Genomic DNA, 21419 nt, shown 5'->3' on the forward strand with positions numbered 1-21419 from the left:
TCGAAATAAATCACTGCTGATTCTAGCTTGTGAAATACCTAATATCAGCGTTAGATTTTTGGCTGTAGTATAACTGCCTATTATAAAAATCTACCTTGATATAACGCATTTTTCCTTAGTTATTTCTGATCACTTATTTACTGTGATTAATGGTATTATTCGTTATTTGTTATCTGAATCTTGTGGCTGATTGGCTAACTTTTGCTTTTTTATATGCTTTAATCTTGTTTTACGCCTATCGAAATCAGCGCGCTTAAAGGATAAAGAGCGTGATAGCAATAACCCAATAAAGCCTGCTACTAATAACATCCATTTTAAGAGTTCCATATTCTGATTATGTAAATATCTGATTTCATCAAAAAACATATTGAGATCAAGCCTTACTTCTACATAACCTAAATTATTTTCCTGTTGTATTACGTTTTCAATCAAAGGCGGATAGGGGACAAGTAGTTGACGTAATTCTTCAGAATCTGGACCTAGTTCATTAGGTGTAACGGATTGAGCAAACGCTAATCTTACACCTTGCGAATTATATATATTTACCGAAACCACTTTGGGATCTTTAGTTAATGTTGTAGCTAACCATTGAAGTTGCTCATCATTTTGTAAAAACATCGCCGGAGCCGCACCGTTAGCTGCTTGTTGAGCTAAGGTTCTAGCCATTAACTTGGTTTGTGTACTTAATAACTTTTGGCCATTTTTTAAATTACTTTGCCACAGATTAACTAAACCAAAACCCAAGCTTATCGCGAGAATTAGTTGAATGAGCCGAGTAATTTTTTGCCTTTTCTTTAGACCTTTAACAAAAATCACTTTAATCCTTAGTCATTTTTCTATTTAATTGGACGCTAACTTAAGTGCCGATAGCTTATTATTTTAAGGTTGCAGGTGTTTAATCATACTAATCGAAAATGATATCAGTAGATAGTCGCATGCTAAGAGGTTGAATTCATGGTAAGTCATAGCGCTAACATAATAAACAATAGCGATCATATTCTGCAGTGGTTGTTGATGTCTACAACCAATGAATATAGGCATAATGGCTTATTATGCCAACGATATGAAGAAGCGGATTACATAACCGAAGCATCTTTATTCAACTTGCAGCGCGCTCGAGTGGTATTTGAACAATCCACACAAGCAGATATTGCAACTTGGTTGCAGCAATTAAGCTGTAATGCTCATTTTGCAGTGTTGCATCGCGCGAATGATCTTATTGGATTTGAAATCGCTTTTGAAGGTGATTTCGATGAACTTATGCAATCTTTTTACACACAATTTACAGCGCATAAAGCTAAGGCTGAGTTGCTGGTTATTACCAGTCCATTACCTAATTTAAAACAGCCAGGATTATTGGTGATGGATATGGATTCGACCGCCATTCAAATTGAGTGCATTGATGAGTTAGCAGCCATGGCTGGCGTAGGGGATGAAGTGGCTGCGGTTACGGCTAGTGCGATGCGTGGTGAGCTTGATTTTGAACAAAGTTTGCGTATGCGAGTGAGTAAACTCGCTAATGCTGATGCGAGTATTATTGACACCTTGTGCCATAACTTACCTTTAATGCCTGGGTTAACGGCATCGTTAGATGAGTTACAAGATAATCACTGGAAGCTTGTTGTCGCGTCGGGTGGTTTTACCCCCTTTGTAAACCATTTAATGCATTTACTAAGACTTGATGCTGCATTTGCTAACGAGCTAGTGATAGAAGATGGCAAGTTAGTGGGGGAGGTTTGTGGTGATGTGGTTGATGCTCAATATAAGGCGAGTGTCATCAAACGTTGTGCTCAAAAATGGCAAATTGCAGCTGGACAAACATTAGCCATAGGTGATGGTGCGAATGATATTCCCATGATACAAGCAGCAGATTTAGGCGTGGCCTTTCATGCTAAGCCTAAATTAATTAGCGCAGCAAACTTGGCTGTTAATCATTTAGATTTACGGGCATTGGTTTTTTGCTTACAAGCTTAACCTTTGATGTTTGGCTGATAAGCATTTACGAGGCGGGCAGCTATTTTTCAATAACCACTTGATTTTGCAGTGTTGGATAACGTAAACAGATTTCTTGGGTAATATCCAATAATTCACCTAAGCCGATAATGCGCCATAACTGCTCTTCAAGTTGTTTTGCTCTGTGATTTGCATGGATATGTATATATTCTAATTCTCGACGAATATAGCTCATATCTGGCTTATCTGTTGCCCCTCTAAATACTCTCAGGGCCATAAAGCGGCCCAATCGCTGACTTTGTTCTATAAATTGTTGCTGCTCTTCTGTGGTGAGTGCTTTGGTGAGTTTACATGTAAGGTTTATGGTGCCACGTGAATGGCGTGTAATACGCATAAATATTTCAATATAGCTCATTTCATAGTGAGGCTTCATTGATCGAATAGGTTCAACAATTTGATTTTTAAACACCCCATCAGCCATAAGTGGTGTAAGGTTATATTGCATTATTTTGTCTGTATCTTGTGAAAATAAATGACTAATTTCATCTACTTTTGTCCCGATGCCAATGCCGGCTAATTGAATTGTTTTATTTGTTTTTTCAATAAAATAAGGCACACCTACTAATTCTCGCATCATCAAATTTTTCATGCCATCAGCAAGTTCAAGTTGTTCACCATCTTTATCAGATAATTGCGCTAACTTTTGTTTATTATGAGTGATTAACTTATTTAAAAACTCAACACCTGCATGGGGTTCATGTCCTATAAGCGCACTTAAATGTAAAATTGCACCGTTTGAGCGCGCACGGACGAGTTGGTAAGGTAAATTTGATAAATTGGTTTTTCCTGCAATGGTTTGCAGACGAGGAAAGCTGAGTGTCACTGCCGCAGGAAATTGCAAATCAGCTGATTCATCTAAGTTGATCTGTAAACCTCTACTTGATATATCATGTGTGATACCACTAAGCGTTTTATCGCCTTGCTTGATTTCTACTAAGGTTTTAAATGAAAAGCGTGCCTCGTGGCGACGTTCACTAAATGGCATCGATATTTTCTTGATGCTATTAGTGGTCACTTTTTGCTGGGCGAAGATTTTTAACTGATTAACATCTTGGCCGGTAAACCATGACTGGTATTGTGGTTTAGCTTCTTCATTAGTGAGATCGCATAAATGTAGTACATGACTGAAGGTCGCCAATTGCTGCTCTGTTAATCCACTGTAATGATTATCGTCCCCTGGTAGTGTCGAGGTTTTATAATTCTGGCTGTGATCAATCTTATGACTATGGATTTTAAACACCCGCCAGCTTGACTTTTTGGCCCCAAAACCAAGAAATAGCCCAAGATGACCGGTTTTATTTAACTCAGCTAAGGTTGCTGAGTAGAAATGCAATTTACCATTGGCAATATGGATAAAACTGAATAACAGTCGATGTTCAATTACATCAGGAAACTTGAGTAAGTTGACTAAACGGTTATTGGTTAGCATGCCAGAGAGTTGGTTTACGTCATGTTCATTTTGGAAAAAATGAAAAATCGGCTGGTTGCCTCTTGCCAATAACGTATGGCTTATAGTGGGCTTATTTTCATTAATGCTAATAAATAATGGCAAATGAGGCTGTAATGGTAGGTAGTGACGTTCAAAACCTAAGCCTGTCGCATTCACGATGACATCATTAACATCCACTTTATAACGAAATTTGAACGCTCGAATAAGCTGCGTAATGACCTTGTCTAGTTCTGCGCCACCGCCTAATCGTTTTAGGCGAAATATTGCATTGTCATCTTTGTTCTGAATATCAACGATTTGATAATCAACACCTTGCTGTAAGTCTTCAAAATAAAACTCTTCACTTAGTTCGAGGAGTTTTATTCTTATGGGCTTTTCGGTATCGAAGTTATGCTTCTGCGGTAGGCGAATACGTGCACCACCAACTGATAAATCGAGTGTTGCGCCAAAAACATCAGCCATACCAGGTTGCACTGCTGAAATACGAATGCTGTAATTCATTCGCTCTTCACTACGGTTAAAGTAGCTACCTAGTACAATGCCGGGGACCTCAAAAGGGGACTGTTCTTGTTGAGGCTCAGTAATATTGCCTTGTTTTTTTTGTTGGATGATTTGTTTACGTTCTTTGTGCGATTTAATGACATGCTCATAGACACCCAAGGTATATTTGTTGTGATAGATGGGTAAGATAGACTCTATGGCGTTTTTTGACGGTTCATCAAGAAAGTGTCGCTGTTTTCCTATAGTAAACTCTTCACAAGGTAATTCAGTTTTGTCACGCAGATCAATAATACGAGTGCAAGGCGCAGAAATACGATTCAGCTCCATTTTTAACAAAAATCGAGTCGAATTGGATTCGTCAGCAGTTAATCTCTCGAATATATCCTGAAAATCAGGCTCCATCATAAGAGGTTTTAATTGTTCAATTAGTCCACTGTGATTATCTAAAGTCATTATCTATTATCGTTTTTAATGCTTAATTGTAGCGTGACTGGTAATCTTATCGGCATGAAAAGGCAATGCTTTATTAGATTCGGCTGTAGAGTTAACTTTATACCGAAATAATTATAAATGAAAAACAATACTGATAAATAGTTGCTCTAACACAGCATAGTATTGCTGTTAGTAGGTAACCACGGTTTTTTTCGTTTTAAAAATTCATAGATTGAGTGTTATGGCTAAAAATAAAACGGCATATGTATGTAATGAATGTGGTCAAGACTTTCCGCGTTGGCAAGGACAGTGCAGTGCTTGCCAAGAGTGGAACACGATTACTGAAGTGCGTTTGGGGGCCAGCAGTGCGACTCGAACTCATCAGTTTAGTGGTTATGCAGGCAGTATTGATAGAAAAGTACAAACACTAGATCAAATTGATCTAAATGAACTGCCTCGAATTGCCAGTTCATTTGGCGAGTTTGACCGTGTGTTAGGCGGAGGCATTGTACCCGGTAGCGCCATTTTGATTGGTGGCCATCCGGGGGCCGGTAAAAGCACTTTGTTATTACAAACCTTGTGTCAACTTGCTGAAACAATGCCGGCACTTTATGTGACGGGGGAAGAGTCATTACAACAAGTGGCGATGCGAGCACATCGATTAGGCTTGCCAACCAAAAAGCTGCGTATGTTGTCTGAAACTAGTGTTGAAGCCATTTGCGATATTGCCTTGCAAGAAAAACCGAAAGTGATTGTTGTCGACTCTATTCAAGTTATGCACATGAGTGATATTCAATCATCCCCCGGAAGTGTGTCGCAAGTGAGAGAGTCGGCATCGTATTTAACGCGATTTGCAAAGCAACATGGTATTGCGGTGATAATGGTAGGCCATGTGACTAAAGATGGTAGTTTAGCTGGCCCTAAGGTGCTGGAGCATTGTATTGACTGTTCCGTGATGTTTGAGGGTGACAGTGATAGCCGCTATCGAACTCTTCGCTCTCATAAAAACCGTTTTGGGGCGATTAATGAACTTGGTGTGTTTGCAATGACCGAACGCGGTTTGAAAGAAGTGGCCAATCCTTCAGCTATCTTTTTATCCCGCGGAGATGAAGCTTCATCGGGCTCGTTAGTGATGGTTGTGTGGGAAGGTACACGGCCGTTATTGGTTGAGTTGCAAGTGTTGGTTGATGATTCCGCTATGGCTAACCCTCGACGTGTGGCGGTGGGCATGGATGGCAATCGATTAGCCATGTTGTTAGCTGTGATGCATCGTCATGGTGGTTTGCTGATGTCAGATCAAGATGTGTTTGTGAACGTTGTTGGCGGCGTAAAAGTAACTGAAACCAGTGCAGATTTAACCTTACTGTTGGCCATGGTATCTAGTTTTAGAGGGGATGTATTACCCAGTGATTTAGTGGTATTCGGTGAGGTCGGCTTGTCAGGTGAAATTCGCCCTGTACCTAATGGTCAAGAGCGATTAATTGAGGCGGCAAAACATGGCTTTAAACGTGCTATTGTCCCTAAAGCCAATATGCCTAAAAAGCCACCACAAGGCATGGAGGTTGTCGGGGTTACTAAGCTAACAGAGGCATTAAACGCGCTGTAAGGTTTTTATTTGCTAATGCTTATTCTTCTGTTTCTGGTTGAATAAGCATTGCGAGCTCACGGTTGAGTAACTCTGCATCGCCAAGGTTAAGCTCAATTATTCGTCTGAGATGGCTGATACTTTCAACATCGATGTGTAAACAGCGTAGTCCAAGATGTTCAGTGGTTATATGGACGATTTCTGTAGCCATGATTAATTCAATATCTGAATCAGACAATATAAATTCTAAGGTGATTTCATTGTGAAGCTGAGGTTCAAAATTTTCAGGTAACTGGACTAATGCCCCGTTAATGCTTAAATCCAAAATTGTCGTGCGCCAAGTTGACTGATCTTTTACCAAATAAGCATTAGCATCAAATAAAATTCGGGAAAACTTTCGTCTCTCATCCATCTTTAAGTCCTTATTCTCAACATTCTCACCATTTAGCATACGATATAACACTCATTAATACCGAATTTATTCTATTAGTGTGATAAACAATTATTTAAAGCTACCACAGCCACTTTGTTTCAATGACATACGAGTTTTTATTTTAATTTGTTATTTTGCTGCCAATGATTATTGTTATATTAACAACATGAATTTTATTGATAAAAAAAGGAACCCGCAGGTTCCATTTTGGCATTGAATAGATTTGGCGGACTAAATGATAAGATGTCCCATTAACGCAATGATAGGCAGAGTAACCAATGTGCGTAGAATGAAAATCATAAATAGTTCGAAAAAGTTCACTGGAATTTTACTGCCAATTAATAGTGCGCCGACTTCACTCATGTAAATGAGCTGAGTCACTGATAGAGCTGCAATGACAAATCGAGTTAAATCTGATTCTATTGAACTGGCCAAAATAGACGGAATAAACATATCAGCAAAGCCAACCACGATGGTTTTAGAGGCTTGTGTCGCTTCAGGAATTTGCAGCAACTCTAATAGTGGAATAAATGGCATGCCTAAGTAATCAAAGATTGGCGTATGTTCTGCAAGGATCAGGGCTATTGTGCCAATTGCCATGACCACTGGAATAATACCAAAAATCATATCAACAACGTTTTTAACACCATCTAATAAAACATGTTTTGCACTGGTAACTTTTGATGCACGAGTTAGAGCTTGATGATATCCCCATGACAGTACACCATGTTCTTTGGGGATTGTTTCATCATCAGCATGACGTGGTGTGTCATCAATATAAGTATCTTTTTTCCAACACAGTGGCGGTAACTTAGGAACGATAATTGCCGCCATAAATCCGGCGAAACAAACAGTTAGATAAAATGGTACAAACAAGTGTTCAAGTTTAACCTGTGAAATAACTACTAAACTAAATGTAATTGATACTGCAGAGAAAGTAGTACCGATAACGGCAGCTTCTCTTTGGGTATAAAAGCGGGTTTCATATTGTTTGTTGGTCATTAAAATACCAACGCTACCGTCACCTAACCAAGAGGCCATACAATCAATGGCGCTTCGTCCAGGGAGGTTAAAGATAGGGCGCATAATTTTAGTTAACATGGTGCCGAAAAACTCAAGTAAACCAAAATTAAGTAATAAAGGTAACAACATGCCTGCAAAGATAAATACCGAAAATAAAACCGGTAATAAATCGTTATAAACTAACCCTCCCGTATCACCAGAGTGGATTGCTTCTGGTCCAATTTGAAAGCAGGTTAACACGATAAAAATAGCACCGACAATTCGCATCGCTAACCAAAATGGTGTTACAAGCAGTAGGTTGCGTAAAAAGTGATTTTTACGAACAAATTCAGGTCGAAGTACGGTTGCCAATATTGATATTATGGCCATAAAGACCACAATGGCGGTCACTATCAATTGTATACTGCCACCTAAATAGGCTTGCAATGCTTTAGAGACAATTGCAATTGGAATGGTTAGGCCATCAGATGTTGCTACTGGTGTGATAAAAAGTAGCAAACCTAATAAAGATGGGATTAAAAAGGTCAATATTGTTTTGAGATTATGTATTGGTTTTGGTTGGTTCACTTTGTTTACCTTAATATATACCCATTACAGCTATGAATAAATTATCAAGCCTTGCTTTGCTAGAGCATTATCGAAAGTCTGTTCATTCGGTTTGCGCTGCAAGGTTACCGTCTATCCACGTTTAAGTAAAACGATTCACTAAAACGAATAGTTATCGCATATTTTTGATTATATATATTGTATAGCAAAAATTGAAAAACGCACTCAAAAATTCTATATAATCAAAAGGTTGTAAATATGTTTTGTGTATGTTTTGTGTTTGATTTTGTGATGTTGCAATTTGTGTGTTGTTAAACAAGAGGTTTGATGCACTTTTTTAGTCAGGCTTTAAGTCAAATGGTTAACAATAAAGCTATTTTTTTATTGTTTTTTATTTTTTATGGATGAAAATGAATCGCTAGATTTGGAGTCTATCACGCAGTTTTGTATAGACAGTTACCGTAAACTCATAATGATGTTATGTGATTTAAAACGTCGTGAGGGTTAATTTAAAGCAAACCTGATGGTATAAAAATCATGGTAAGGCATGTGAGTTAAGCTCATTTTGCTAATATTTAGTTATTCAATAGTGTGAGCTGAGCACTAAAGATAAGATAGTTATGTCGATAAAAATTCACTTTAGTAGGTCTTATGACAAAAAGAGATAGGATCAAGCAATTGGCTGTTCGCTTCGGCTTTTTAGGCTGTTTTGGCATTTTTATCGGTATTGCTTTAGCAAGTGGGCTGGATATTTCTGAGCATGCTTCAATGGGTTTTCTCCCTTTACACAAAAGCATAAGTGAGCTCGGTTACTATGGTCATGCCAATTTTGCTTTGGTCGTCAATGGTGGATTATTTTTTGGCAGTCTTTGTATTGCGCTATCGAGTTTGTTTGCTTTGCAGATCACATCAGGTTGGCTTAAATATCCTTTTTGGTTATTTTTAACGGCAAGTTTTATCGCACAAGCTGCAACAGGTCTATTTCCACTTAATGTTTATCACTTACATGTTGGCGCATTAAGCTTTGCTATTTTATTTAGTTCAATAGCGAGCGTATTTTTTATTGTTTACGTGATGCAAATGAAGGGGCAGAGGTTGATGTTACCTTTGGTGTTAGCCATATGCTGCTTGTTGGTTAATTTGAGTATGTTTGCGCTACCCTATGCGGGAATAATTGCCAGTCCAACCCCCACGATGACCTATATTGATTTAATTGCTGATTCAGCCACCATAGCGCCTAAACCTGCGCTATGGTGGCAATCATTACTTCAGTGGCTCAGTTGTTTTAGTTTAATCATCTGGGTAGTGTCTTTGCTTGGCTGGTTAAATAAAACGACTGAAGCACATCAATAAGTTTTTGAATATATCGCTACTGTATTTCCATTCCTGGTTTTGAAAACCAGTATCCATTGCACTCGTTGGCGGTGTCATTTTCTGGCGGTATGCTTGCTAACTGAGTGAGATCTGATGCAGTGATTTGATTAATTAGTTCAATGTCGCTGATGCTAGAAGGCGATAAACGCCAATAATCCACGCCTATTTGTGCCATGACTGGAATTTGATCAATCAGATTCAACCTTGCGGCTGATTGAGTTTGAATGCCATTAAGTCTTAGTAAGGGCTGCGACTCTTGGGTTTGAGTCAATAACCCTTTGGGATATTGCTGGCAAACAATTTTACAGTCTAGTTTTGGCTGCTGGTGATGTTTAGCGGTAAAGCAGCGAGCTGAGTGTGCTAGCGGCATATATCCGTAACCAAACACTTCAGTTTCGAATGTTGGTTTATTGTCACGTAGCACATTTTCTAGCCATTTTTGTGATAATTCATAAGGCATTACAAAACGTGTCATGCCAAGGTTGTGCATGAGGTCGATGCTAGAACGATTATATAAATTAATCGCGGGGCCGCAAACAAATGGAACCTTTGCTTGTGAGGCAAGGTGCACCGCTGCCATATCATTGGCCTCAATGGCAAATTCACCATTATTGACCAATCGAGTGAGCTCGGTAATTTCAGATTGTGACTCAATCAAGGTCATACTGGATAAAAATACCTGCTTGCCTTTAGCTTTAAGCATGTGGGCTAGCTCAAGGTAATCATTAAATTTCAGCTCACGACGGCGACTACAAATTACTTCACCCAAATAGACACAATCAATCTTGGTTTCACTCATTGCTTGGTAATAGTCGAATACGCTGGCTTTGTCCCAGCAATAGGTTAGTGGAGCGAGAGAATACTTCATGTGATATGCCTTATTGCCATTGACGCTCGTAAGCGCCTAAGGTGGTAATTTGTCCTTCTGATACTTTATCTAATGCAGCATGCCATTGATGATTTTGAGCTAATTGCTGCACAAAGCTTTCTGGCGAACGTAAATAGGCATCAATGGCTTGGCGCCATACTTGTGTAACTTGAGTGACATAAGCTGGACTGCGCTGTCGACCTTCTATTTTTAATGAACGAATACCTGCGTTAGCGAGTTGTGGAATTAAACTCATGGTATTTAAGCTGGTGGGGGACTCCAGCATGTAATCGGCTGTCATATTCTCATTGGTTTGATAGCGTCCTTTACATACCACTGGGTAGCCAAGCTGTTCATTTTGGCTTGTGGTATCAATCAACACCTCATTTAATCGAGTCAATTTCTTGCTCCCCTGATCTTGCCAGCGCACATGATTAGCTGGTGAGCAAGAACCTCCGGTATTGGGAGATTGGCCTGTGACATAAGAGGATAAATGACAACGACCTTCAGCCATAATACACAAGCTACCAAATGCGAACACTTCAAGATCGACCGGGCTGACTTTTGCTAAATCTCGCACTTGTTTAATTGATAACACCCGTGGCAATACTGCCCGTTCAATATTAAATTGCTGCTTATAAAATGATAGGGCAGCAACATTCGTTGCACTGGCTTGCACTGATAAATGCAATGGCAGGCTAGGGTAGTGACGACTGGCGTAATCAAGCAATGAAATATCGGCACAAATTACAGCATCTAGGTGTAGATCAGCTGCAAGATCGATGGCTTCATACCAACGGCTTTCTTCACCGGGTTTGGGAAAAGTGTTTAGGGTAAGAAACAGCTTACGATTCTGTTGCTTTGCTAGTTTGTTTGCTTGAGCCATTTGGCTGGGTGAAAAGTTAAGTCCAGCAAATGATCTGGCATTGGTATCATTTTTTAAGCCTAGGTAAACGGCATCTGCGCCAGCATTAAATGCCGCTTTTAGTGATGCAAGGTTGCCTGCAGGGCATAACAGTTCCATTGATGGGGTCTCATTTTTTAAAAATGTAGGCGAGTGTAAAAGTGATTCAATGAATTTGATTTGATTTAAAACAGGTTTATGCCAATAAAAACTAGTTAAACTGGCTTGAATGATAGAGTCATTATTCGGTAGGAAACAAAAGTGAGTGGATTTACTCAGCAATTTGCTGCACAAGTATTAAATTTTGCCCCTAAAGTAAGTAAGCAATCACTTGCTATGGTGCCTGACAAACTCAAGTTAGATTTACTGGCTAAATTACTCAACCTCATGTTGAAGCCGCAACTTGATGAATCAGAGTTGGATTTTTTGCAGGGCAAATGGGTTGAAATCAATGTGGCTGATATTGGTTTACGTTTTCAAATCAGTTTTGAGCAACAGCTTATTCTAAGTAACAAAGCCCAAGCCGATGTGACATTTACCGCCAATGTGCCTGAGTTGCTTTTAGTTGCAGCGGTAAAAGAAGATCCTGATACGTTATTTTTTCAGCGTAAATTATTAATTGATGGCGATACTGAGTTAGGTTTAGAGGTAAAAAATTTATTGCTGAGTATTGAGCTTGACTCTTTACCTGCCGCAGCCAAGATAGCTATTGAAAAGTTAGCAGTTACTTTACAAACCTTGCAACAGTACTCTCAATCTGCATAAGTTAGTCATTGATTAAACATAAAAAAGGCGCTTAATATAGCGCCTTTTTGTGGATTATTGAAACAAGCTTAATGATATCTTTTAGCTAGTTATGTGAGTTACCTGTTAACCGGCTGTATTTCACCAGTAGCTCATCTTGTGATTCAACATGTTCAGGATCGGGATCAATGCAGTCAATAGGGCAGACTGAAACACAAGTGGGTTTGTCATAATGTCCAACGCATTCGGTACATAAGGCGGGATCTATTTCATAGATTTCCTCGCCCATCGTAATTGCTGAGTTAGGGCACTCAGGCTCACACATGTCACAATTAATGCAGCTGTCGTCGATAATTAACGCCATGAGTTATTGCCTCATTATCCTGCTTTGTGAGGATTGCGGGTATCCTGACCTTGTGGAAAATTACGCATTAAAATAGCTTTGTCGGTGTCCACTTGTGCAGGTAAAGCAAGGAAGACAAAATGCCCTGAACCTAAGCCTGCCTCAACACTTTCACCTTTGCGATTAACTAAGTTCTCGACGGTTAAAGTAAAATTGCCTTGAGGGGTCATAACTTCAACACTGTCACCCACGGAAAACTTATTTTTTACGTCAATTTCAGCGAGACCTTGTTCATTACGTTTGCCGGTAAACTCGCCCACAAATTGTTGGGTATCGCTGATTGAGTAACCGTAGTCATAGTTTTGATATTCATCATGAACATGGCGGCGTAAAAAGCCTTCGGTGTAACCACGATGAGCAAGCCCTTCTAGGTTATACATTAAAGTGCGATCAAAATCTTTACCAGCTGCGGCGTCTTCAATAGCTTGACGATAAAGTTGTGCAGTACGGGCAACATAATAGAATGATTTGGTACGGCCTTCGATTTTTAATGAATCAATGCCCATTTTTGTTAAACGGTCAACATGCTGGATTGCACGTAAATCTTTTGAATTCATGATGTAAGTGCCATGCTCATCTTCATATGCTGGCATGTATTCACCTGGGCGCCCCGGTTCCTGTAGTAACACAACTTGGTCTGAAGGCTGACCTAAGCCCAAGGTTGGCGGAGTTTCTAACTGCACACCATGTTGGTCTACAATACCTTGTGGATTTACTGCGATGATGTCACCGGTTTCAGTTTGCTTGGCTTCATGAACATCATATTTCCAACGACACGCATTGGTGCAAGTGCCTTGATTAGGGTCGCGTTTATTGATGTAACCAGAGAGTAAGCAACGGCCAGAGTATGCCATGCATAATGCGCCATGGACAAACACTTCTAGTTCGATATCAGGGCAGCGTTGGCGAATTTCTTCAATTTCATCAAGTGATAACTCACGTGATAAAATAACTCGCTTAATTCCTTGTTGCTGCCAAAATTTTACCGATGCCCAGTTAATGGCATTAGCTTGGACTGACAAATGTACAACTTGATCTGGAAACGCTTCTCTCACCATCATAATAAGGCCAGGATCTGACATAATTAATGCATCGGGATTCATGGCTACTACAGGTTCCATATCCTTAATGTATGTCTTTAACTTAGCGTTGTGAGGCGCGATATTACTGACCACATATAGCTTTTTACCTAGGCTATGAGCCTCTTGAATACCACTGGCTAAGTTTTCCATTTTGAAGTCATTATTTCTTACCCGTAAACTGTAACGTGGTTGGCCTGCATAAACGGCGTCAGCGCCATAGGCGAAGGCATAACGCATATTTTTCAGAGTTCCAGCAGGTGACAATAGCTCAGGTTTAAACATAATTACTCTCAATATAGCTTGAAAAGCGCACAAATTGCGGGGTCGCGATTTTACTTGAGTTTATGATGCGCTGCAAACTTAACCCAAGTTTTTGTGAGCAGCGAAGCGTAAATAAATTTAACTATAAGTATGGTTATTTTTGCATGATTGTCATAAAAATATGACTGATTTGATTCACTTGACTCGCTTTAAACCGGCAATTAGGTATACAATCTTTGGCTATAAATTTTCATTTTTCTGGAGACAAGATGTCTACTGAACATCAGCTATTGGTCAGCTTATTAAAAAAACTAAAAGACGATGCGTTAGTCTTACCTACATTGCCTGAAGTGGCTATGCGAGTTCAAGAAGTGGTTGCGCGTCCTGACTCTAGCTTGAAACAAGTGGGCGATATCATTGGACAAGATGCTGCAATTTCTGCCCGTATTATTAAGGTTGCTAACAGTGTTTTGTATTCCCGCGGTAACAAAGCTGAAAACATTAGTGCGGCAGTGAATCGTATTGGCTTAATTCAAATTAAATCAATTACCACTTCGGTTGCAATGGAGCAATTATTTATCTCTACCAATGAAATGGTGTGGGAAGTGATGGATGAAGTATGGAAAACCTCGATTGAAGTCACCGCATCGGCTTGCGCCATGCTGGATATTTATAACAAGCGTAACCCATCTAAAAAACTGGATCGTGAAACATTAACCTTAGCTGGTTTGGTACATAATATTGGTGCTCTACCAGTATTATCTGAAGCTGAGATCCACCCAGAGCTGTTTACCAGTATCGAACAATTACGTGGTCTTGTGCGTAAAATGCAAGGCCCAATTGGTCGAGCTGTGTTGAAAAGCTGGGATTTTGCCCCTGAAGTTATGGAAGTGGTTGAGCGTTGGGCTGATTTACATTACCTACCTGAAAGAGTGACTTATCTTGATTTTATTCGCTCTGCTGCGTTTTATACCGGTGAGTTACGTGCTGGTGAGGAATTAGAGCAGCGCTTAGATGTATTTGCAAAACGCGGCTTACCTGTCACACCGGAAGACTTAGGCAGTGATGAGTTCTCGGAGATTTATCATTCAATTATGCAAAGCTACGAGTAACCTGTTATCAATAGAATAATGAGCACTTTTGATTGTTGCCATTGACCACAAAAGTGCTTATTTTCATGCAATGAAGGTAGAGTTATCAACACTATATGAATGATGCTTATTGGCTGTCTTTCTTTGTAAGCTTACTTAGCTTAGTGGTTATTGTCGGTGGCTTATATTGCTGGCGTCAACATCGTTATTTGCAATTCCTCACACACATCATTGAAAAACAGCTTATCAATATTACCCCCATCGATGTTGGTGCTACCCCTAACGCTTTTTTACCGCTAATCAGAGCATTGCTCAAATTACAACAGTCTATCCCCTTTAATGTTGAAAAAGATAAGCTAACAGGCTTATTTAATAGAGTGGGCTTTAAACGCAAAATTGTCAGTCAAATGCCTAACGCTGAGGGGATGATTATACTTGTCGATATTAAGCAATTTCGGTTTGTGAATGATTTATTTGGCTTTGTATTTGGTGATCATTTACTTAAAGCATTTGCTGAGCGAATTGCTTCCATGCCATTGCAGGCGCAATTTGTGGCGCGAATGAATGGTAATGAATTTTTGTTATTTTTTAATCATAATGTCAGCGCCGCTCAACTGTCAGACCTTAAACAACGCCTGCAATTACCCTTTTATATTGAACAGCAGCCGATTAGCGTTAAGGTACAAATGGGTGTATTGGCAATGGCGGAACATCATGCCGATGTAAGTATTATGCTGCGAAGGTTGGACCTAGCATTAAAAAAAGCTAAACAATATCATCAAGATATTGCTTACTATGATCAAGGGGACGATAAAAAGCAGTATCGAGAATTATTGATTATTAACAGCTTGCCAAAAAGTCTAAAGCAAAATCAATTGTTTATGGTCTACCAACCCAAAGTTGAAACGAAAACCGGTCAATGCGTACAAGTTGAAGCTCTGATCCGCTGGCATCATGATGGCTTAGGTAATATCTCTCCGGATGAGTTTATTCCATTAGCTGAAAAAACCGGCATGATTAGTTTAATTAGTCATTGGGTACTTGATAAGGTGATTTCTCAACTTGCAACATGGCGTGAGCAAGGTGTGTTTGTCAAAGTTGCGATTAATCTTTCTGGTGCTGACATGCATAGTGACAATTTAGTGGAAGATATAAACAAGAGATTACATCACTATCGGGTGCCGGCTGACAGTTTAATGGTTGAAATAACTGAAAGTGCATTGATGGAGTCATATACCCAAGCGATTGATACCATTGAGCGCTTGCAAGCTATTGGGGTGAAAGTTGCTATTGATGACTTTGGAACCGGTCATTCATCGCTTGCCTATTTACGCTATCTGCCGGTCAATGAAGTAAAAATTGATAAAGCTTTTTTGAGTGGATTTGAGCAGGATGAACAAGCAAAAAATATCGTCAAAATGACCATAGCGTTAGCCAAAGAGCTTGGATTTGAAGTGACTGTCGAAGGTGTAGAAACGTTAACCGTTTATCATTCGATTACAGCCTTTGGTGCAGATAGGATCCAAGGTGATATTTTTGCCAAACCTATGGCGGCAGATGGACTGGAGCAAGCATTGATACGATTTCATGCTGAGCACCAACAGTGGAAGATTGATGAGAATAAACAGCCTATTAGTCACTAAAACTCATAGCACTACGGGTAAAATGAATAGCGATATCTGGGGCTAGTCAGGCATAGCTTGACTTAATAAGCTCATTAGATTGTTAGGCATGGGGCTTAATTGACGATGCTTGTTCATGCATACCATCTCTATGGTGGCGGTCACTGCAGGTTTACTTGCTTGGGGGCGCCATATTTCTTGCTTCCAAATTGTGCGATATTTACTTTCAAAACAAAACTGAGTTCTTACATCTATAACATCGGCAAATTCGACTCCTTCATGGCAAATCATATCCGTTTTATAAACCGCAAAACCTAACCCTTGCTCTGCCCAGAGTTGTTGTAAGATATTGGCGCCAATTACATGCTCACGCGCACGCTCAAAATATTTCAAGAAGTTTGGATGGTAGACCACGCCTGAAAAATCGGTATCTTCATAGTAAATTTGCACACTAAAATGAGCCGTTTTACTCCAAAGTAGGGTAGTTGTAGGTGTGTGCTTATTCATTACTTTCCTGTTGTTCCAAATATTGTTTAACTATTTCCAACGGCGCCCCTGCGCAATCAACCAAACAATCACTTCTACAGTAACTCCAGTAATATCTGTAGCTTTAGCTGCGAGTAGTTGATATATAATGGGTTTACTTAAGTAGCTCTGGGGTGATTGGCGTAAATTCTTGGCTTTGATCTGTTAAAGATTTTGCGGTTAACGCCTCAACACTAATCACATGGGTAAAACATTCATATTTACGGTTAATGGTTTTTATTAGGAGATCAAAATCACCATCACCGGATAGTAAAATCACTTCATTGACTTCTGGTGCTAATTCCAACATATCTATGGTTATGCCCACATCCCAATCGCCTTTTGCTGAACCGTCACTGCGCTGAATATAAGGTTTTGTTTTTACTTCAAAGCCGATGTAGCGTAATGCGTCTTGGAACTTAACTTGGCCATCGTCGTTAGGAGCAATAGCATAAGCATAAGCGTGTGTAATTTCTCCTCTGACAGCTAGTTGCTTGTAGAGTTCTCGGTAGTTAAAGCTGCGGTTGAAGGCCTGCTTGCAGGTATAATAAATATTCTGTACGTCGACAAATATGGCGATTTTGTTCATTATTATGCGACAAGGATACCCGCTGTTTTAGTTTCGGGATTAATTGCCGCCTCCATGGGTTGAAGTTAGTGTTACGGTTCGGGTTGATAGTCGAACCGTATTTTTGCATTGGCTGAGGCAGGAACCTTTCGCCAGTTATTGCCTCAGGTGCTATATATCCTGTTCTAATTAACCCCCTAAAAAAACAACTCCTTTTGCGACGTTGGGATAAAGTCTTGAATTTTTGCACTCAAATAGCTTACCAACAGGGATGCGATTCTCTGAACGGTCATCTTAAGCTTGTTGATAATCGCCTTTAGAAAAATGCCTTTTATATAGACTGTTTGGTTTTGGGCAGTTAAGTATTTGTTCTTGCGTAAACTTTGTTTTGTAACAAAACTTCTCTGTATATGATCACTTTGTCTTTAATCGTTACTAGTAGGTTGGCTATTTCAATCGTGTGTTTCTGACTTTTCAATTTGAGTTAATTTTCTTTGTTCTTATGAATTAATGACTCTAGTGCAGCAAAAGAGTTGCTTGCACATAGGCACACATTCCCCCGTCTCTACGAAATAAGAACTGATGAAAGAGTCAGTCGTGCACAAAAAAATTCCATTAAGAAACGATGATACTGAAGTTAGTAGGTCTTTACAAACAGATTATGATTAGGAATGAATTTAAATGACAAAATTTTGACATAGACAAGATAAAAACATAACAAACAGAGACATATGTGACTGTTTGTTATGTTAACTGGCTAAAAGTATTAGTATTTAGCTTACTTGCTCATACGTTTGTATTTTAGGCGGTGTGGTTCTACAACATCGGCACCATAAGTATTTTTCAGCCATGTTGAATATTCTGTGTAGTTACCTTCATAGAAGTTAACTTTACCTTCATCACGATAATCTAAAATGTGAGTGGCGATCCGGTCTAAGAACCAGCGGTCGTGCGAGATAACCATGGCGCAGCCAGGAAACTCAAGCAACGCTTCTTCTAGTGCGCGTAATGTTTCTACGTCTAAATCGTTGGTTGGTTCATCGAGTAACAGTACGTTACCGCCAGCTTGTAAAAGCTTGGCTAAATGTACACGGTTTCTCTCACCACCTGACAGTGTGCCAATAATCTTTTGTTGGTCACCGCCGCGGAAGTTGAAACGTCCAACATAAGCACGACTTGGGATCTCTGTATTGCCGACTTTCATGATATCTAGCCCACCAGAAATTTCCTGCCATACAGTATTTTTATCATTCATTGAGTCGCGGAACTGCTCTACTGATGCAATTTTGACGGATTCACCAATTGAAATATTGCCACTATCGGGTTGTTCTGTGCCAGATATCATTCTAAACAAGGTTGATTTACCTGCACCGTTAGCACCAATAATGCCGACGATAGCGCCTTTAGGAACCGTAAATGATAAATCATCAATTAATACTCGGTCGCCATAAGACTTAGTTAAATGAGTGACTTCAATGACCTTATCACCTAAACGAGGTCCTGGTGGAATAAATAGCTCATTGGTTTCATTGCGTTTTTGATAGTCATTGGTGTTCAATTCTTCAAAGCGGGCCATACGAGCCTTGCCTTTCGATTGACGGCCCTTAGCACCTTGGCGAACCCATTCTAATTCTTTGGCAATGGTCTTTTGGCGTGCACTTTCTGCAGCAGATTCTTGCTGTAAACGAGCATCTTTTTGTTCTAGCCATGAAGAGTAGTTGCCTTCCCAAGGAATACCTTCACCACGGTCAAGTTCTAAAATCCAACCGGCCGCATTGTCTAAGAAGTAACGGTCATGGGTAATAGCAACCACTGTACCTGTGTATTCTTGTAAGAAGTGTTCTAGCCACGCTACGGATTCAGCATCTAAATGGTTAGTTGGTTCATCAAGTAATAGCATTTCAGGCTTTTCAAGCAGTAAACGACAAATTGCAACTCGACGGCGTTCACCACCAGAAAGGACTTCAATTTTTTCATCCCAATCTGGTAAACGAAGAGCATTGGCGGCTCTTTCAAGAATGTGCTCTAAGTTATGGGCATCTTGAGCTTGAATGATTGCTTCAAGTTCACCTTGCTCTTTGGCGAGCGCATCAAAATCAGCATCAGGCTCAGCATAGGCAGCGTAAACCTCATCTAAACGAGTCAGAGCATTTTTGGCATCACTGACTGCTTCTTCAATGGCTTCTCGCACAGTTTGTTCTGGGTTTAATTTAGGTTCTTGTGGCAAGTAACCAATTTTAAGCCCTGGCATTGGACGTGCTTCGCCTTCAATTTCAGTATCAAGGCCAGCCATAATGCGTAGTAGGGTCGATTTACCTGAGCCATTAAGACCTAGTACACCAATTTTGGCACCTGGGAAAAAGCTAAGAGAAATATCTTTAAGGATTTGCTTTTTAGGTGGAACAATTTTGCCCACACGAAGCATGCTATATACAAATTGAGCCATGAGGATCTCTATTGGGTTAACTAAAGTGGCTTAATTCTACTTTATTGTGATGCGAACTCAACTGCTTGGCTGACAGGTTAAGGTAAAAAAATAAGACTTAACTAGGTCAATCCATCAAGCAAGCTAACGGGAATCGTTTTGAATTCAGAACACAGTGAATTTCATGTTGTTAACACTGTGATTAATTTTCTTGGCAGAGTAGAATACCGCGCAACCCTACTTAATATTATTAGAACCTGTCGTTGGAGTCACCATGCTGAAGAAATCGATGAATATCGCGGATTATGATCCACAATTATTTAAAGCTATTGAAGATGAAACAAATCGTCAAGAAGAGCACATCGAGTTAATCGCGTCTGAAAACTATACCAGTCCTCGCGTGATGGAAGCGCAAGGTTCACAGTTAACCAATAAATATGCTGAAGGCTACCCAGGTAAGCGTTATTACGGTGGTTGTGAGTATGTTGATGTTGTTGAAACCTTGGCGATTGAGCGTGCAAAAGAATTATTTGGCGCAACATACGCGAACGTACAACCTCATTCAGGTTCACAAGCTAACAGTGCTGTATATATGACATTATTACAGCCTGGTGATACCGTTTTAGGTATGAACTTAGCCCATGGTGGTCACCTGACCCATGGTTCACCAGTTAACTTTTCTGGTAAGTTATACAACATCATTCCATACGGTATTGATGAGTCTGGTAAAATTGACTACGACGAAATGGAGCGTTTAGCGCTTGAGCATAAACCCAAAATGATGATTGGTGGCTTCTCTGCTTATTCAGGTATCGTTGATTGGGCAAGAATGCGCGAAATTGCCGACAAAATTAATGCTTACTTATTTGTTGATATGGCACACGTTGCAGGTCTTGTGGCCGCGGGCGTATACCCAACACCCGTTCCACATGCTCACGTTGTGACTTCAACAACTCACAAAACCTTAGCAGGACCTCGTGGTGGCATTATTATTTCAGCCGCTAATGATGAAGACTTATACAAAAAGTTAAATTCAGCTGTATTCCCAGGTGGTCAAGGTGGTCCTTTAATGCATGTGATCGCCGGTAAAGCGGTGGCATTTAAAGAAGCATTAGAGCCTGAGTTTAAAGTATACCAGCAACAAGTGGTTGTTAATGCAAAAGCGATGGCTAATACCTTTATTGAACGTGGTTTTAATGTGGTGTCTGGTGGTACTGAAAACCACTTGTTCTTGCTTGATTTAATTAGCAAAGACATTACAGGTAAAGATGCGGATGCTGCGTTAGGTCTTGCCAATATCACAGTGAACAAAAACTCTGTGCCTAACGATCCACGTTCACCTTTTGTGACTTCTGGTTTACGTATCGGCTCGCCTGCAATTACCCGTCGTGGCTTTAAAGAAGCACAAGCCATCGAGCTTGCCGGTTGGATGTGTGACATTTTAGATGACATCACTAACCAAGCCACAATTGAGCGTGTTAAAAAGCAAGTGCTTGAGTTATGTGCTAAGTTTCCCGTTTACGCTTAATTTGCACCTTAACTTAGCTGTTTCTTACATGCTAGTTAACC

General features: G+C 39.9%; 19 protein-coding genes. 8 read left to right on the forward strand and 11 right to left on the reverse strand.

What is annotated here, in order from left to right; all coding sequences use genetic code 11:
- Positions 1 to 162: 162 nt before the first annotated feature.
- On the reverse strand, positions 163 to 816 hold the full coding sequence (locus HBH39_RS04215; protein ID WP_167675892.1) for an AhpA/YtjB family protein: 654 nt from the start codon (positions 814 to 816) through the stop codon (positions 163 to 165).
- Positions 817 to 1014: 198 nt separating this feature from the next.
- On the opposite strand from HBH39_RS04215, the gene serB reads away from it, so the two are divergent.
- Complete coding sequence (serB, locus tag HBH39_RS04220) at positions 1015 to 1974, forward strand: phosphoserine phosphatase SerB (RefSeq protein ID WP_167675894.1); 960 nt, start codon at positions 1015 to 1017, stop codon at positions 1972 to 1974.
- Positions 1975 to 2014: 40 nt separating this feature from the next.
- Here the strand turns inward: serB and HBH39_RS04225 are convergent, their stop codons facing one another.
- On the reverse strand, positions 2015 to 4417 hold the full coding sequence (locus HBH39_RS04225; RefSeq protein WP_167675897.1) for a PilZ domain-containing protein: 2403 nt from the start codon (positions 4415 to 4417) through the stop codon (positions 2015 to 2017).
- Between the two features lie 220 nt (positions 4418 to 4637).
- Here HBH39_RS04225 and radA point away from each other — a divergent pair, with 220 nt between their 5' ends.
- Positions 4638 to 6002 carry a DNA repair protein RadA gene (gene radA / locus HBH39_RS04230; RefSeq protein ID WP_167675899.1) on the forward strand — a complete coding sequence of 455 codons (1365 nt, stop codon included), beginning with the start codon at positions 4638 to 4640 and terminating at the stop codon, positions 6000 to 6002.
- 19 nt (positions 6003 to 6021) lie between these two features.
- On the opposite strand, the gene HBH39_RS04235 is transcribed toward radA, so the two are convergent.
- Together HBH39_RS04235 and HBH39_RS04240 are read right to left on the reverse strand one after the other, a co-directional pair.
- Entirely contained in the window at positions 6022 to 6393 is a 372-nt protein-coding gene (locus HBH39_RS04235) for a PilZ domain-containing protein (protein WP_167675901.1), read from the reverse strand.
- A gap of 252 nt (positions 6394 to 6645) precedes the next feature.
- The gene (locus tag HBH39_RS04240) at positions 6646 to 8004 is read right to left on the reverse strand and encodes a YjiH family protein (RefSeq protein WP_167675903.1); all 1359 of its coding nucleotides are present in this window, start codon (positions 8002 to 8004) and stop codon (positions 6646 to 6648) included.
- A 630-nt stretch (positions 8005 to 8634) separates the two neighbouring features.
- Here HBH39_RS04240 and HBH39_RS04245 point away from each other — a divergent pair.
- Entirely contained in the window at positions 8635 to 9336 is a 702-nt protein-coding gene (locus HBH39_RS04245; protein ID WP_167675905.1) for a hypothetical protein, read from the forward strand.
- A gap of 16 nt (positions 9337 to 9352) precedes the next feature.
- Here the strand turns inward: HBH39_RS04245 and HBH39_RS04250 are convergent, their stop codons facing one another.
- The gene (locus HBH39_RS04250; RefSeq protein WP_167675908.1) at positions 9353 to 10225 is read right to left on the reverse strand and encodes a U32 family peptidase; all 873 of its coding nucleotides are present in this window, start codon (positions 10223 to 10225) and stop codon (positions 9353 to 9355) included.
- 10 nt (positions 10226 to 10235) lie between these two features.
- A complete protein-coding gene (gene ubiU / locus HBH39_RS04255) occupies positions 10236 to 11249 on the reverse strand; it encodes a ubiquinone anaerobic biosynthesis protein UbiU (protein ID WP_167675910.1) in 1014 nt (337 codons plus the stop codon).
- A gap of 141 nt (positions 11250 to 11390) precedes the next feature.
- Here ubiU and ubiT point away from each other — a divergent pair, with 141 nt between their 5' ends.
- Positions 11391 to 11894, forward strand: a complete 504-nt coding sequence (gene ubiT, locus HBH39_RS04260) for a ubiquinone anaerobic biosynthesis accessory factor UbiT (protein ID WP_244325741.1) — start codon at positions 11391 to 11393, stop codon at positions 11892 to 11894.
- An 85-nt stretch (positions 11895 to 11979) separates the two neighbouring features.
- Here the strand turns inward: ubiT and HBH39_RS04265 are convergent, their stop codons facing one another.
- Together HBH39_RS04265 and yegQ are read right to left on the reverse strand one after the other, a co-directional pair.
- Positions 11980 to 12237: a YfhL family 4Fe-4S dicluster ferredoxin gene (locus HBH39_RS04265; protein ID WP_167675912.1), complete on the reverse strand. Its 258-nt coding sequence runs from the start codon at positions 12235 to 12237 to the stop codon at positions 11980 to 11982.
- A 14-nt stretch (positions 12238 to 12251) separates the two neighbouring features.
- Positions 12252 to 13640 carry a tRNA 5-hydroxyuridine modification protein YegQ gene (yegQ, locus tag HBH39_RS04270; protein WP_167675914.1) on the reverse strand — a complete coding sequence of 463 codons (1389 nt, stop codon included), beginning with the start codon at positions 13638 to 13640 and terminating at the stop codon, positions 12252 to 12254.
- A 248-nt stretch (positions 13641 to 13888) separates the two neighbouring features.
- Between yegQ and HBH39_RS04275 the strand changes: the two genes are divergently transcribed.
- Positions 13889 to 14731: an HDOD domain-containing protein gene (locus HBH39_RS04275; protein WP_167675916.1), complete on the forward strand. Its 843-nt coding sequence runs from the start codon at positions 13889 to 13891 to the stop codon at positions 14729 to 14731.
- A 95-nt stretch (positions 14732 to 14826) separates the two neighbouring features.
- On the forward strand, positions 14827 to 16353 hold the full coding sequence (locus HBH39_RS04280; RefSeq protein WP_167675918.1) for a putative bifunctional diguanylate cyclase/phosphodiesterase: 1527 nt from the start codon (positions 14827 to 14829) through the stop codon (positions 16351 to 16353).
- A gap of 42 nt (positions 16354 to 16395) precedes the next feature.
- Here HBH39_RS04280 and HBH39_RS04285 read toward each other — a convergent pair whose 3' ends face one another.
- The 3 genes from HBH39_RS04285 to ettA form a co-directional block, all read right to left on the reverse strand.
- On the reverse strand, positions 16396 to 16839 hold the full coding sequence (locus HBH39_RS04285) for a thioesterase family protein (RefSeq protein WP_167675920.1): 444 nt from the start codon (positions 16837 to 16839) through the stop codon (positions 16396 to 16398).
- A gap of 133 nt (positions 16840 to 16972) precedes the next feature.
- Positions 16973 to 17446, reverse strand: a complete 474-nt coding sequence (locus HBH39_RS04290; protein ID WP_167675922.1) for an NYN domain-containing protein — start codon at positions 17444 to 17446, stop codon at positions 16973 to 16975.
- Positions 17447 to 18203: 757 nt separating this feature from the next.
- Positions 18204 to 19871: an energy-dependent translational throttle protein EttA gene (gene ettA, locus HBH39_RS04295; RefSeq protein ID WP_167675924.1), complete on the reverse strand. Its 1668-nt coding sequence runs from the start codon at positions 19869 to 19871 to the stop codon at positions 18204 to 18206.
- A 138-nt stretch (positions 19872 to 20009) separates the two neighbouring features.
- On the opposite strand from ettA, the gene HBH39_RS04300 reads away from it, so the two are divergent.
- Both HBH39_RS04300 and glyA read left to right on the forward strand, forming a co-directional pair.
- Complete coding sequence (locus HBH39_RS04300) at positions 20010 to 20159, forward strand: hypothetical protein (RefSeq protein ID WP_167675926.1); 150 nt, start codon at positions 20010 to 20012, stop codon at positions 20157 to 20159.
- Positions 20125 to 21378 (forward strand): serine hydroxymethyltransferase, encoded by a 1254-nt coding sequence (gene glyA / locus HBH39_RS04305; protein WP_167675928.1) that lies wholly within the window; start codon positions 20125 to 20127, stop codon positions 21376 to 21378. Before HBH39_RS04300 ends, glyA begins: the two co-directional genes overlap by 35 nt.
- Positions 21379 to 21419 lie beyond the last annotated feature (41 nt).

Source organism: Shewanella aestuarii, assembly GCF_011765625.1.
Classification (GTDB): domain Bacteria; phylum Pseudomonadota; class Gammaproteobacteria; order Enterobacterales; family Shewanellaceae; genus Shewanella; species Shewanella aestuarii_A.